The following is a 13,206-nucleotide window of genomic DNA, read 5'->3' on the forward strand; positions in this document are numbered from 1 at the left end:
GCCGCCTATTCCTCAGGCGGCGCCGTGTAACCGGTTTCCACCATCAGGTAGGCGATCAGGCCCAGCCGGTCTTCAGGCTTGCGTACACCGGCAAAGCTCATGCGGTTGCCCGGCAGGAACGCGCGGGGATTGGCCAGCCATTCGTCAAGATGGGTGGGCTCCCAGATGAAATCGGCCTCCTCAAGCGCATCGGAATAGGCAAAGCCTTCCACGGCGCCAGCCTTGCGGCCGAACAGGCCGTGCAGGTTAGGCCCGACCAGGTTGCCGGCGCCCTCAGCCGTGAGGTGGCAGGACTGGCAGAGCTTGAACGTACGTTTGCCGCGGGCATAGTCGGCCGTGTTGTAGGGCGCGGGCAGGGCCGCGAATTCTGCGCTCGGTTCGCCTGCTGGTGCAGCGGCAGGCGCTGCAACGGGCGTTGCCTCTGGCGTCGGGACGGCTGCGGCCGGCTCGGCTGGTGTTTCAGAGACGGCTGCAGGCGTTGCCGCGTCGGTGCTGGAACCGCCGCAGGCGGCAAGCAGGGCAAAGGCAGCAATGGCTGTGGCAGATTTCAGAAATGGCGACATGGCGCGGAATCCTCTCAAGACGGGTCTGGCCGCATTGTGAGCCGATGCCGGGAGCGTTGCAACCGTATGCAACGCGACACTTCGCACCGATGATGCCAGCCCGCGACAAAGGCAGCGCGCTGGTTTACTGTCGCGGTATGCCTGATTCCGTTCGCCCGAAGCCCCAGATTCGCAAGCTGCCGCCCGATGTGGTGAACCGTATCGCGGCCGGTGAGGTCGTGGAACGCCCGGCTGCGGCGGTGAAAGAACTGGTCGAAAATGCGCTCGATGCAGGTGCAAACCGCGTGTCGATTGCCATTGAAGAAGGCGGCCTGAAGCGGATCACTATTGAGGACGATGGCTGCGGCATGTCGGCAGACGACCTCCTGGTGGCGCTGGAGCGGCATGCGACGTCCAAACTGTCGCCCGGGGCCGATGGCCGGGTCGATCTGCTGAACATCCATACGATGGGTTTTCGCGGCGAGGCGCTGCCGTCCATCGCATCGGTCAGCCGGATGACGCTGACATCGCGCGCGGCGGGTGAGGACGCGGCCGACGTGTTCGTCGAGGCAGGCCGGATCGAAGGCCCCCGCCCGGCGGCGTTTACCGGGCGCGGCGAGACGGGGACGCGGATCGAAGTACGCGACCTGTTCCACGCCACGCCTGCGCGCTTGAAATTCATGAAGGGAGAGCGCTCGGAAACGATGGCGGTTTCCGATGTCGTCAAGCGGCTTGCCATGGCGAACCCGTCGGTTGCCTTCAGCCTGGAAAGCAATGGGCGCAGCCTGTTCCGGCACGCGGCGGAGGCTGAGGGCGAAGCGGGGCAGCTGGCGCGGCTCGGCGCGATCATGGGCCGGGAGTTCCGCGATAATGCCGTGGCGATTGATGCCGAGCGCGAAGGCGTGCGCCTGACAGGCTTTGCCGGCCTGCCGACGCTCAATCGCGGCAACGCGCAGATGCAGTTCATGTTCGTCAATGGCCGCCCGGTGAAGGACCGGATGCTCAATGGCGTGATCCGGGCCGCCTACCAGGACTTCCTGGCGCGCGACCGTCACCCGATGGCAGCGCTGTTTGTCGAACTCGATCCGGAATATGTCGATGTGAACGTGCACCCGGCGAAAACGGAAGTGCGATTTCGCGATGCCGGAAATGTACGGGGGCTGATGATTGGTGCGCTGCGCCATTCGCTGGCGGCAGCCGGGCACCGGGCTTCGACGACGGTCGCGGGCTTTGCGCTTGGCCGGGCAAAGCCGGAGGCGCCGATGCCGTCCGGCGCCCTGTTCCAGTCGCGACCGCCATCCGGCGGGGGCTATGCGTATCAGGCGCCGCCGCCGTCTTATCCGCCACCAGGGTTCGCCGAGACAGCGCCGCAGCGCTTCGCTCATGATGATGCGCCTACAGCGCGCGTCGAAGACGTGCCTGACATTGCCCAAGGCAACTTCCCGCTTGGCGTCGCGCGGGCCCAATTGCACGAAACCTATGTCGTGGCGCAGACGGCAGATGGTATCGTCATTGTCGACCAGCATGCGGCACACGAGCGGCTGGTTTACGAGGACATGAAACGCCAGATGGCGGCAGGCGGCGTAAAGCGGCAGGCCCTGCTCATTCCCGATGTCGTGGAGCTGACCGAGGATGAAACCGCTCGTGTGCTGGAACGCACGGACGAACTGGCCGAGCTTGGGCTGGAGATCGAGGCGTTTGGCGCAGGCGCTGTGTGCGTGCGCGCCACACCGGCCCTGTTCGGCGAGATGGATGCCATCGGCCTGATCCGCGACCTTGCCGACGATTTTGCCGAATATGATTCCGGGCTCGCTCTCAAGGAGCGGTTCGAGGAAGTGATGGGCAACATGGCTTGTCGCGGCTCCGTGCGGGCCGGACGGCGGCTGAACAGCTACGAGATGAACGCGCTGCTGCGTCAGATGGAGGCGACACCCCATTCCGGCCAGTGCAACCATGGCCGACCGACATATGTCGAGCTGAAGCTGGCGGATGTCGAGCGCCTGTTCGGGCGCCGCTGAGGGCATGGCCGAGTTCGATGCACTGATATTCGATTGCGATGGCGTACTGGTAGATTCCGAGGTGATCGCTATTGCCAGCGAACGGGAAATTCTCGCCAGTTGGGGACTGGACTACGACTTCCAGACTTTCGTCTCGCGCTTCGTCGGCCTGCATAATCGGGATTTCCATGCGGCTATCGCAGCCGACGCCATTGCCAGCGGCCTGAATTTGCCGACTGATTTCGGGAAGCAGATGCAGGCGAATAACTGGAAGCGCTACGAAACGGAACTTTGCGCAATCGACGGCGTGTTGGAGGCCGTCGCTGCCTTTGCCGGGCCGCATGCTGTGGCTTCGTCCTCACAGGCTGACAAATTGATCCGAAAACTCCAGATGACAGGCTTGTTCGATTGCTTCGCCCCACACATTTATTCTTCTGATCTTGTTATCCGCGGCAAACCTGCGCCGGACCTGTTCCTGCATGTCGCCGACAAGATCGGAGTCCAGCCAGCAGGCTGCGTGGTTATCGAGGACAGTGTGAATGGGGTGAAGGCGGCGCGAGCCGCAGGAATGACCGCGTGGGGTTTTACGGGTGGCGGCCATGCGGATGCTGGCCTCGCGGAACGTCTTGCCATGGCTGGCGCAGACGTGGTCTTCTCTTCCCACAAGGACATGTCCCTTGCACTCGGGAACATGTGACACGATCGGGGGGCACCATGAAGGCGGTTGATGCCATCAACATCGACGATTTGCGCAGTCGGGCGAAGGCCCGCCTGCCGCGCATGGTGTTCGACTATATCGATGGCGGCGCGGAAGACGAGGAGACGCTGCGCCGATCTGTCGACCGGTTTGCCGACTATGAGTGGGTGTGGAACGCGCTGGTCGATGTCGAGAAAATCGACACGGCGACGACCGTTCTCGGCCAGCCCAATGCGCAACCTTTCTTCGTGTCACCAACGGCGGCGTCGCGCCTGTTCCATCCCATGCAGGGCGAACTCGCCACGGCGCGCGCGGCACAGAAGGCAGGCGTCGCTTACGGGATATCGACCCTGGCCAGTCACAAGCTGGAGGACATTGCGGCGGCGGCACCGAACATACCGAAATTCATCCAGGTCTATGTCTGGAAAGATCGCGGCCTGGTGCGCGACTTCCTCGCCCGGGCCAAGGCGGCAGGCTATGTCGGTTGCATCCTGACGGTAGATGCCGTGATTGCCGGTCACCGCGAGCGCGACCCGCGCAACAGCTTCTCCATTCCACCTTCGGTCAATTGGAAGACGGCGACGCAGGCCCTCGCCCGCCCCGGCTACCTGTTCGACATGGCGCGTTCCCCCGAGATCGGGCCGGCGAATTTCGAGGGTGTGGATACGGGCGGCCGGGACGTGATGGGCGTGATCAACGAACTGTTCGACCGGACGATGACGTGGAAAGACGCCGAATGGATGGCGCAGGAATGGGGCGGGCCTTTCGCAATCAAGGGCATCAGCACCGCAGAGGATGCCAGGCGAGCTGTGGGATCGGGCGCGAGCGCTGTGTGGCTGTCCAATCATGGCGGCCGCCAGATTGATACGTCCGTGCCGGTCGTGGACCTGGTGCCGGAGGTGCGCGAGGCCGTTCTGGATGACATCGAAGTGATTGCGGATGGCGGTGTGCGGCGCGGCAGCCATGTGCTCAAGCTGATTGCGCGGGGCGCCACCAGCGTCGCGCTGGGCCGCGCCTGCCTGTACGGGCTTGCCGCCGGCGGCGAGGCCGGGGTGGCCCGCGCGCTCGACATCATGTCAGACGACGTTGCCCGACTGCTCGGCCTGCTCGGCGTGCCGGACGTATCGGATCTAGATCATAGCCTTCTCAGGCTCCGGACAAGTTGAGGTCGCTCAGGTCGTCGTGCCACCCAGGAAGCCGAGGTCTTTCTGGCTGAAATTGGCGAGATTGGGCAGGGCCGTGGCGAGTTCGCCCGAATCCAGCCCGAACCATGATCCCAGGGTCGCCGCATATTGTTCGACCGACACTTTCGGGATCAGGCGGCCGTGGGTCGAGGTGAACGATTCTCCATCGAGATCAGGGGTCGGGATGTCGCCATAGATCTGCTTGCCAGCAACCGAACCGCCGGTGACGAAATGGTGGCCGCCCCACCCGTGATCAGTGCCGTCACCATTGTCGATAGACGTGCGCCCGAACTCAGACATGGTGAACAGGGTGACATCGTCCCATGCGCCCAGCGTGATCATCGACCTGCGGAAGGCCGCGATGGCTTCAGACAGGTTTGCGTGCAGGGCGGGCAGGGTATCCGTCTGGCCGCTATGGGTGTCGAAGCCACCCATGAAGACATAGAAGACCTGGCGATTGGATTTCAGCGTGTTCCGGATGCTGATCGTATTGGCTACGCTCTGTAGCTGGGCGCCGAGGCTCGAAGATGGAAACGCGGTGGAGACACCGGGCGAAGTCTGCAGCGCGGCATCATAGGCGCGGTTGTTGAGCACACCGTTTCCGGATTGGCGCGCATGGTCGCGGGCGAAAAGGTTCGATTCGCCATAGCCGGTCTGGGACACGTATTCGTCCAGCAGGTCGCGCGCGGCATTGAATCGGGGTTCGCCGCCGAGGAGATAGACCTGGTCAACCAGGGAAACGCTTTGGGCCCCGCCCGCACTCGTAGTGAACTGGCGCGCTTCGGCACCGGACAGGAACACATCGTTCGGACCGGTGGAGACCATGGCATAGCGGGGGTCCAATGAAGAATCAGCGCGGATAGCCGCATCCGCGAAGGCGCCGCCCCAGCCATACTGGGCCCCTTCGACACCAAGCGACATCCATGTTGATTGCTGGTCATTATGCGAGAACAGGCGCGGTGGAAGCGATGCGCCAACGCGTGTGAGGTCTGATCGTGTGGTCGGCTCAATCAGGGGGCCGACATTGCCGACAATCGCGAGTTCGCCCGCCTCGAAGATTTCCTGGAGCCCGGACAATTGCGAGGGCAGACCGAACTGGCGCGACCCGAAACTTGCCGCATTGGTCGGGTTGAGCGCCAGCAGGTTGGCGCGGTCGCGCGATGACGAACCGGAGCCTACGCCGTAAGCCCCATAGAGGCCGGGCCGGGCATCCCTCAACAGGTCGTAGGAGGCCTGGTCGCGCGGAATGACCGTGTCGGCATGGTCCATGCCGCCCTTGAGGAAGATACAGACCAGTGCCTTGTATCCGCTCGTATTGGCCGCGAAGGCCTTGCCGCTGGCCAGGGTGCTGAGAACGCCTGTGCCGGCGAGAAAGCCCGTTGCGGCACCGGAGCGAAGAAAGTTGCGACGATTCATGTTAGCCATTCTGGTTATCCCTGAATCTGGATTTAGCGCTGGATTGCGTATGCGGGTGAGCTGATCGTCATGAACGTTGCGAGCTGGGCGCGTCTTTGGCGATCTGCATCCGACGCCACGGGAACCGCGGTCACGGCCTCGACGATGTCGGCCTTGAGTTGCGGGGTCATTGTGTTTCCGGTCAGCAGCAGGTCGAGATAATCAACCAGCGCGGCGGGATTGTCGGCGATGACGATTTCCGGACTGTAGTCCGGCGTGAAGCTCGGTTCGCTGCCAGAATGCGGCGTGTCGTCAAAAATAAATCGCGTCATGATGTTCATGAAGCCGATGACGGAACCTTCATTGACGAGTTGGAACTCAGGAGCAGTAAGCCCGCGTGCCCCGGTTTCCGTGCCAGGCGCGACAAATCCCGGTCGATAGAAGTTGAATACCGAAGGAGCGCGCATGGCCTGCTGGCCGAAGGCGGACGAAGGGCTGGTCGAATCCCTCAATGAGTATTCGCGGGCAGAGTCGATGTCGGTCACCTCGAAGGCGCGGGCCCAGTGAACGAACTTCAGGATCGGCTCGCGGATCTTGCCGCTTTCTACATTGGTGGCGCCATTGCCGCCGTGTACGGATGGGTCAAGCAGGATGGCGGCAATGGTGGCCGCCATGTCGCCACGCTCGCCGGTTCCGAAAACGGTGCCGTTATTGGCGGTGTACCGGCCTGCATCGAATACATCGGCGACGCGTTTGACATAGTCCGGGCTGGGGGAGCTGGACGTGAATCTCTGGATCAGCTGGCGAGACACGAAAGGTGCGACATTGGGGTGCGCGAAGATCGTGTCGAGGGCGATCTCTACGCTTTCAGTGCCGCCGGTATTCGGAGGAATGACCGTGCCGAGGAACCGTTTTTCCAGTTGCGAGTGATGGCTGTCGAAAACAACAAGGCGCTTGGAATTATTGTTTTGGCTACCGCTGTAGAAGCTGGGGCCTTGCCAGCTGAATCCGGTAAAGACACGGGCTAGGCCTTCGACATCGTCATTGTTGAACGTCTCGACTTGCTGGCCATTGGTCAGTTTGGGCGTGCCGTCCTGGTTGAGCTCGATGACGCCGATGGTGAAAAGCTGCATGATCTCGCGGGCGTAGTTTTCGTCCGGCATGCGCCCCGTCGCCGGATCGCCCCTTTCGTTGCGCCAATAGGTCAGGTAGCGCGCCATGGCGCTGGAATAGGTGACCTCTTCCAGCAGGTCCCGATAATTGCCGAAAGCGTTGTTGGCGAGGACATCGAGATAATAGCCGACCTGCAGCGTCTGACCGTACATGTCGATATCTGAAATGACGAATATCTGGGACAAGGCAAACACCATGCGTGTGCGCAGCTGGTCATTGGCGCCGATCATGTTGTCCCAGAAAACGCCCTGGTGTTCCTGGGCGTCGATATTCTCGCCGGCATTCTGGCGAGCGGCCAGGCTGTCGAGATAGAGCGTTGCCGGCTTGTTGATTTCGGCTTCCACCCAGTCCTCGGCGTCCATGCCGACCACCGACTGGATGCCCGCATAGTCGCCGCCAAATGTCGCGCGTGCCAGTACACGCTGTGCTTCAGCCTCGTCGTCAATTCGTGTCTCGGCGGATCCCGGGGGGGGTGGTGGTGGAGGGGGAGGAGGCGGCGGAGGCGGAGGGGGTGGAGGCGATCCAGAACCGGGGGGCGATCCGGGCGGTGATGCACCACCGTTTCCGCCATCCCCGCCACCGCCGCAGGCGGCCAAAACAGAGGCCAAGACTAAGCTTGCCGCGATGGTCTGCACTTGCTTGCGCGACGGATGTTTCATTGGACTTCCCTCTACACTTCGCCAATCTTTATTGCGTTTTCTTCGCCCGGAGTGAACTGAAGGTTTCGTTAGAATCCCCTGTCTCCATTGGGGTTTCGTGACATTTCGTCCATGCGCGGAGATAGGTTGGCCGGGTCAATGCCTCATGCAGGACAAGTAGTGCAATAGTTAATTTCACCGAAATTCGAATGATTCCAGCGTATAGTGAGAAATATCACCAGAACTCGAAGTACTTCACCTGCAGCGTTCATTGGGATTTATGAGACGGGCGCGCGGGCAATGATTAATTTTAAACAGGGTTGTTTTTAAAGCAGTCCTGCCTGCGATCCGGGCGCGTTACGGGTCGGGCACGCCGGGACCGACGCCAGTTCATTTTTTCTTTTACTTGGAAATTTCGCGCACATCTGGGCGCAACGGTCTTCGGCGGCAGGAATTAAACCGATACAACCCGCCCCGGATTCATGATGCCGAGAGGATCGAGCGCCTTCTTGATCGCGCGCATGGCGTCGGTGGCGGCGGCTGGGCGCAGCCGGGCGAGTTCGTCGCGCTTCAGCCGACCGACGCCGTGTTCGGCGCTGATCGAGCCGCCATGCGCCATGGTCTGGTCGAACACGACGCGGGTAACATCGGCGACATGTCCCTTCAGGACGGGCGCGTTTGCGCCTGCCGGTTCGCAGACGGAATAGTGCAGGTTGCCGTCACCGACATGGCCGAAGATGACGAACTCCGCACTGGGGACGACTTCGAGGACGGCCGCATTGCAACTTTCGATGAAAGCCGGGATGCGGCTGACGGGCACGGCGATGTCCTGGTTGATGGCGGTGCCATAGGCGCGTTTCGACAGCGGGATCGTTTCGCGGATGTGCCAGAAGCTCTGGGCCTGCGCCTTGCTGCTGGCGACGACGCCGTCTTTCACGAGGCCTTGTTCGAAGGCCGCTTCGAGCGCCTTTTCGAGCGCGGCCCTCGCCTGTGCCTCATCGACCATCGACACTTCCATCAGGACGCGCCAGGGCAGGTCGGACGGCAGCGGGTCGCGTGAGCCGGGTATGTCGGTCAGCACCATGTCGACGGCGTTCACGGGAATGATCTCGAAACTCGTGACCGTGTCGCCGGCATATTTGCGAACAAGGGCGAGCAAGGCAACGACATCCTCCGCGCTGTCGCAGCAGACCCAGGCGCTGGCGCGCTGGACCTGCGAGAAGAGTTTCAGCGTGGCTGCTGTAATCAGGCCGAGCGTGCCTTCCGCGCCGGCGAACAGGTGCTTCAGGTCATAGCCGGTATTGTTCTTGCGCAAGCCTGATAGGCCGTCCCAGACCTCACCGGAGGGCAGCACGACTTCAAGGCCGAGGATCAGGTCGCGCATCATGCCGTAGCGCAGCACGGCAACGCCGCCGGCATTGGTGGAAATGAGTCCGCCGATCGTGGCGGTGCCTTCCGAACCAAGCGAGAGGGGAAACAGGCGCCCAGCCTCTTCGGCGGCGGTTTGCGCGGTGACGAGCGGGGCGCCGGCCTCGATGACGAGGGAATTGTTGAACGGGTCTACGCTGCGCACGGCATGCATGCGGCCCATGGAAACCACGATCTCGCCATGCGGCGTGCCGCCATCGACGAGGCCGGTATTGCCACCCTGCGGTGTCAGCGCGACGTAATGTTGCGCGCAGAGCTTCACCAGCGCCGCCGCCTCCGCCGTGCTGGCAGGACGGGCGAGGAAAGGCGTCTCGCCAGTGAACGTGCCGCGCCAGGGGCTCGCGACTTCGGCGAGACGGTCCGGGTCCTCGCTCCAGCCTTTGGGACCGAGCAGGTCCTTTGCGGCGGACAGGAAGGCGGCGGGGGGCGGCGTGGTCATTTTGGGAGCTTACGCATTTCCGCGGCGATGGCGAGACCGTCTTCGCGTATCGACAGGGCGGCAATGACTCCGTCCCGGGCCGATTGCGGCTTGTTCTGGCTGAGCTTGGTAATGCCTTCGAACCGGGCGGGAATGAGCGAAAACGCGCGGATACCGGGTAGCATGGCCTCGAAGCGACCGGGCGTCATCTTGGCGCGTGTCCAGGCCGGTTTGGGAGCAAGACCCGCTTCGAACAGGTCGGACAGGTCGTCGAGCACGCTTGTGGCGCCCGCATCATCCAACCGCGTGACAGGGCCTTCGGCTTCGACGGAGAGATAGTTCCACGTGCCGACCTGATCGGCCTGACCGTACCAGTCCGGTGACACATAGGCATGGTCACCCGTAAAGACGATGAGCGCGCTGCTCCCCGCGAGAAGGGCAGACGTTACGGGATTGGCGACGGACAGGTGGAAGCGCAACATTGGCGTGCTGTCTGTTTCATCGATCAGGATCGGCGCATGGGCGGCGTGCATGCGGGGGCCATCCGACGCGCAGACGAGCGCGAACGGGTGGGCCCGCGCGCGGGCGATGAGGGTGGCGCTGTCGGTCTCGCGGAAGGGAGGCGCAGGGTGCATGGGCGTGGCTTAGCAGAGGTGGGGTGGAGGTACGAGAGGCGTGGCGGGACTCAGTCGCGGTGGGCCGCGCGTTCCAGCCGGTCATTGATGGCTTCGCCGAGGCCTGTATGCGGGATCGGCGCGACCGCGATACGCTCGTACCGCATGTCGAGGTCCCGCAGCATGGCAAACAGGTTCGCGGCGGCCTCGGCCAGGTCGCCCGTGGACGATAGATTGCCTTCGCGTGGGCAATGGTCGCCGAAGCCGAGATAACCCTCGCCTGACATGGGCGTCGCGGCATTGAGGCGAAGGGCGGCGCGTGGGGCGTAATGGCTTTTCAACTGGCCGGGCGCGGTGATTCCTGTGCCGTCTTCCGGACGGGCGAGCGTGACCCCGAGGCATTCCTCCAGTTTCTCGATTTCGAGCGCTCCGGCGCGCAGGAGGATGGGCGTGTCGCCGGTGAAGTCCACGATGGTCGATTCGATTCCGATGGCGCAGGGACCGCCGTCGAGGATGAGGGCGATCCGGTTGGCGAGATCAGTGCGGACATGTTCTGGCGTGGTGGGGCTGACATGGCCGGACTTGTTGGCCGACGGGGCGACGAGCGGGCCGCCGAAAGCGTCGAGCAGGGACTGGGCGATGGGATGGACCGGGCGGCGCAGGGCAACCGTGTCGAGCCCCGCGCGGGCAAGGTCGCAGACGGTCGCCGTGGGGGCCACTGGCAGGACGATGGTCAGTGGTCCGGGCCAGAAACACTCGGCCGCTTTCCGGGCTAGTGGGGTGAAGACGGCTTCGCGTTCGGCCATGGCCTGCGAGGCGACATGGGCAATCAGCGGATTGAAACGCGGGCGTCCCTTGGCCTCGTAGAGACCGGCAACGGCGTCCGGATTTGCCGCGTCGCAGGCGAGGCCATAGACGGTCTCGGTGGGCATGGCGACGAGCCCGCCGATGCGCAGGATATCTGCAGCGCGGGCCAATACTTCAGGCGTGGGAGGGACGATCTTCGCAGTCATGCGCGCGCCCTTAGCATCAGCAGGCGCAACGCGGAACCTATTTGCGCGTCGCCTCGCCCGTCACAGTGACCGTGACGTCGTCGCTGACCCATTCGGCGTTGGGGTCCGAAATCTGTCCAATGCCGAGCGCCTTGCGATCAAATTTCGCTACGCCATTCAGCGTGGCCACGTTGTCCTTGATGTCGAGCGTGAAGGTGAGTGGTGTGGTTACCGTGCGTTTCTTCAGGCGCATCGTCGCCGTTGCCGCATAGCCGGTTTCCGTGTTTGCGAACCCGGAAAGGACCACTGTCGCGGATGGAAAGTTGGACACATCGAACCATTCAGGCGCACGAAGACTGTCATCATAGAGCTTCTTGCCTGTCGCGGCCGTGCCAGTCTGGACCTCGACGCGCACTTCAGATGTTTCAACCGCATTCGGGAAGAATGCGACGTCGGCTGTCCAGTTCTTGAATGTGCCTGCGAACGCCTTGCCGTCATGGACACCAGAAAAGCGGATTTCGGATTTCGAATAATCGACAACCCAGTTCGTTTCGAACGCGGGCGGTGCGACTGCTGCCGCCGTGTCCGTGCCCGGCGGCGTGTCGCTGGCGGTCCTGGACTGGGCCAGCACGGGAACCGCGGCGATCAGGGCGAACAGGAGCGCCGCGCCGCCAAAGGCGATGAAGAAACCGCGAGCCGGGGCGCGAGGCGGCTGGGTCTTGCCAAACAGGCCGGGGATCATGCGCTTCAGCACGCCTTCCTCGGATGAGAATTCATGCTTCAACGCGCCGCCGACATGCAGGACGAGCAAGCCGATAATGACCCATGCGCCTTTCGAGTGAAGCGTTTCGATAACCCCGTGAGCCAGCTTGTTGCCGCGAAGGCCCGAGAGGAAAGGCAGGTCGGGCCAGCTCACCGTGCCGAACAGGACTGTCGGCACCTGCAGTTTGGAAGTCGAGACAAGGGCCCAGCCGAGCAGCGGTATCAGTATCATCAGCGCGTAGAGTGCCAAGTGCACATAGTGCGACGCAATCTTTTCGAGCGGCTTGATGCTCGATGGCAGGTCTGGCGGTGGATTGAGGACACGCCACGCGACACGGGCCACCGTGAGGATCAGGATCGTGATCCCGATCGATTTGTGGAGCTGGTAGCGGCCCTCATTGTCTTCCATGTTCCAGCCAAGCCAGATCATGAATATGATCAGCAGTGCGATAGCCCAGTGAAGGGCTATCGCGACAGCCGTGTAGCGGGAAATGCTGTTTCGGAACATGTCTGTGTTTGGCGCGCTATTCGGCAACTTCGCCGAACTCAGCCTCGATGATCACTTCGACTTCATCACCGACATAGGGCGTGCCGGCTGTCAGGCCGAAGTCGGACCGGGTGAGCGTCGTCGTCGCGGAGAAGCCGATATGGTCTTCTTCCGGTGCCCATGGGAAATTGGCGACGCCGTTATATTTCACATCGAGCGTGACAGGCTTGGTCACGCCCAGGAAGGTGAGGTCGCCGGTGACGGTGCCGGTATCCGGGCCCGTCGCGGCCACCGCGGTCGTGCTGAATGTGATTTGCGGGAAAGCGCTCGCGTTGAAGTATTGGTCGCTTTTGGCCAGATGTTCGTTCCAGCTGTCGAAGCCGCTGTCGGCGTGGCCGGCCTTGTAGTCGCCCATATAGTCGGTTTCGACCGAGGCAGGGTTGATCGTCGCGGTGAGCGATGTCGCGGAGGCATCGTCCGGGTTGAACTGGAGGGTTGCGTCGAAATCTGTGAAGCGGGCCGTGTAGTTGGACAGGCCGAGGTGCTTGACGCGCCAGATCAGCGAAGCGTGGGTTTTGTCGAGCTTGTAGGTGGCCGTCTTGCCATATTTGACTTCGGCGGCTGGCGCTTCAGCCGGAGCAGCTTCCGGCGCGGCAACCGGCGTAGCCTCAGCAGGTGTTTCGGTGGTTTCAGCGGGGGCACTGGGGGCGCCGCAGGCAACGAGTGCGAGAGCGGAAACGGAGGCTAGGGCGAGGCGCATGGGGAGGACTCCTGAGAAAAGGGTTGGCGGATGGCCGGTTGAGGTCTGCATTTGGACCTTGGCCGTAGGCGCTGTAACTGCTTATCCCGAATAACAACTATTCACAATCCGGAGACCGG

General features: G+C 62.8%; 11 protein-coding genes. 3 read left to right on the forward strand and 8 right to left on the reverse strand.

Features of this window, described 5'->3' with window-relative positions; genetic code table 11:
• Window positions 1-5: 5 nt before the first annotated feature.
• Window positions 6-563 (reverse strand): c-type cytochrome, encoded by a 558-nt coding sequence (locus AC0L7I_RS09385; protein ID WP_473396175.1) that lies wholly within the window; start codon window positions 561-563, stop codon window positions 6-8.
• Between the two features lie 137 nt (window positions 564-700).
• On the opposite strand from AC0L7I_RS09385, the gene mutL reads away from it, so the two are divergent.
• From mutL to AC0L7I_RS09400, 3 genes are read left to right on the forward strand one after another with little or no spacing between them, the layout of a single operon-like run.
• Window positions 701-2,560 (forward strand): DNA mismatch repair endonuclease MutL, encoded by a 1,860-nt coding sequence (mutL, locus tag AC0L7I_RS09390; RefSeq protein ID WP_473396176.1) that lies wholly within the window; start codon window positions 701-703, stop codon window positions 2,558-2,560.
• Window positions 2,532-3,236, forward strand: a complete 705-nt coding sequence (locus AC0L7I_RS09395) for an HAD family hydrolase (protein WP_473396177.1) — start codon at window positions 2,532-2,534, stop codon at window positions 3,234-3,236. The genes mutL and AC0L7I_RS09395 overlap by 29 nt, the downstream gene beginning before the upstream one ends.
• A 17-nt stretch (window positions 3,237-3,253) precedes the next feature.
• Complete coding sequence (locus AC0L7I_RS09400) at window positions 3,254-4,402, forward strand: alpha-hydroxy acid oxidase (RefSeq protein ID WP_473396178.1); 1,149 nt, start codon at window positions 3,254-3,256, stop codon at window positions 4,400-4,402.
• Window positions 4,403-4,408: 6 nt separating this feature from the next.
• Here AC0L7I_RS09400 and AC0L7I_RS09405 read toward each other — a convergent pair whose 3' ends face one another.
• The 7 genes from AC0L7I_RS09405 to AC0L7I_RS09435 form a co-directional block, all read right to left on the reverse strand.
• A complete protein-coding gene (locus tag AC0L7I_RS09405; protein ID WP_473396179.1) occupies window positions 4,409-5,845 on the reverse strand; it encodes a DUF1501 domain-containing protein in 1,437 nt (478 codons plus the stop codon).
• Window positions 5,846-5,868: 23 nt separating this feature from the next.
• Window positions 5,869-7,647 carry a DUF1800 domain-containing protein gene (locus tag AC0L7I_RS09410; RefSeq protein ID WP_473396180.1) on the reverse strand — a complete coding sequence of 593 codons (1,779 nt, stop codon included), beginning with the start codon at window positions 7,645-7,647 and terminating at the stop codon, window positions 5,869-5,871.
• 433 nt (window positions 7,648-8,080) lie between these two features.
• A complete protein-coding gene (locus AC0L7I_RS09415; RefSeq protein WP_473396181.1) occupies window positions 8,081-9,493 on the reverse strand; it encodes an FAD-binding oxidoreductase in 1,413 nt (470 codons plus the stop codon).
• Complete coding sequence (locus AC0L7I_RS09420; protein WP_473396182.1) at window positions 9,490-10,107, reverse strand: FMN-binding negative transcriptional regulator; 618 nt, start codon at window positions 10,105-10,107, stop codon at window positions 9,490-9,492. The genes AC0L7I_RS09415 and AC0L7I_RS09420 overlap by 4 nt, the downstream gene beginning before the upstream one ends.
• A gap of 50 nt (window positions 10,108-10,157) precedes the next feature.
• Window positions 10,158-11,099, reverse strand: coding sequence for an L-threonylcarbamoyladenylate synthase (locus AC0L7I_RS09425; protein WP_473396183.1), 942 nt, complete (start codon window positions 11,097-11,099; stop codon window positions 10,158-10,160).
• 37 nt (window positions 11,100-11,136) lie between these two features.
• Window positions 11,137-12,348 carry a cytochrome b/b6 domain-containing protein gene (locus AC0L7I_RS09430; protein WP_473396184.1) on the reverse strand — a complete coding sequence of 404 codons (1,212 nt, stop codon included), beginning with the start codon at window positions 12,346-12,348 and terminating at the stop codon, window positions 11,137-11,139.
• Window positions 12,349-12,364: 16 nt separating this feature from the next.
• Window positions 12,365-13,087, reverse strand: a complete 723-nt coding sequence (locus AC0L7I_RS09435) for a YceI family protein (protein WP_473396185.1) — start codon at window positions 13,085-13,087, stop codon at window positions 12,365-12,367.
• Window positions 13,088-13,206 lie beyond the last annotated feature (119 nt).

The sequence above is a fragment of the Hyphomonas sp. J20-32 genome (assembly GCF_055808555.1).

What these genes read in the sequence shown, in the direction of transcription:
- AC0L7I_RS09430 (WP_473396184.1), bottom strand. Translation starts at nt 12,348, where the DNA reads ATGTTCCGAAACAGCATTTCCCGCTACACGGCTGTCGCGATAGCCCTT.
- mutL (WP_473396176.1), top strand. Translation starts at nt 701, where the DNA reads ATGCCTGATTCCGTTCGCCCGAAGCCCCAGATTCGCAAGCTGCCGCCC.
- AC0L7I_RS09385 (WP_473396175.1), bottom strand. Translation starts at nt 563, where the DNA reads ATGTCGCCATTTCTGAAATCTGCCACAGCCATTGCTGCCTTTGCCCTG.
- AC0L7I_RS09420 (WP_473396182.1), bottom strand. Translation starts at nt 10,107, where the DNA reads ATGCACCCTGCGCCTCCCTTCCGCGAGACCGACAGCGCCACCCTCATC.
- AC0L7I_RS09395 (WP_473396177.1), top strand. Translation starts at nt 2,532, where the DNA reads ATGTCGAGCGCCTGTTCGGGCGCCGCTGAGGGCATGGCCGAGTTCGAT.
- AC0L7I_RS09400 (WP_473396178.1), top strand. Translation starts at nt 3,254, where the DNA reads ATGAAGGCGGTTGATGCCATCAACATCGACGATTTGCGCAGTCGGGCG.
- AC0L7I_RS09410 (WP_473396180.1), bottom strand. Translation starts at nt 7,647, where the DNA reads ATGAAACATCCGTCGCGCAAGCAAGTGCAGACCATCGCGGCAAGCTTA.
- AC0L7I_RS09405 (WP_473396179.1), bottom strand. Translation starts at nt 5,845, where the DNA reads ATGGCTAACATGAATCGTCGCAACTTTCTTCGCTCCGGTGCCGCAACG.
- AC0L7I_RS09435 (WP_473396185.1), bottom strand. Translation starts at nt 13,087, where the DNA reads ATGCGCCTCGCCCTAGCCTCCGTTTCCGCTCTCGCACTCGTTGCCTGC.
- AC0L7I_RS09415 (WP_473396181.1), bottom strand. Translation starts at nt 9,493, where the DNA reads ATGACCACGCCGCCCCCCGCCGCCTTCCTGTCCGCCGCAAAGGACCTG.
- AC0L7I_RS09425 (WP_473396183.1), bottom strand. Translation starts at nt 11,099, where the DNA reads ATGACTGCGAAGATCGTCCCTCCCACGCCTGAAGTATTGGCCCGCGCT.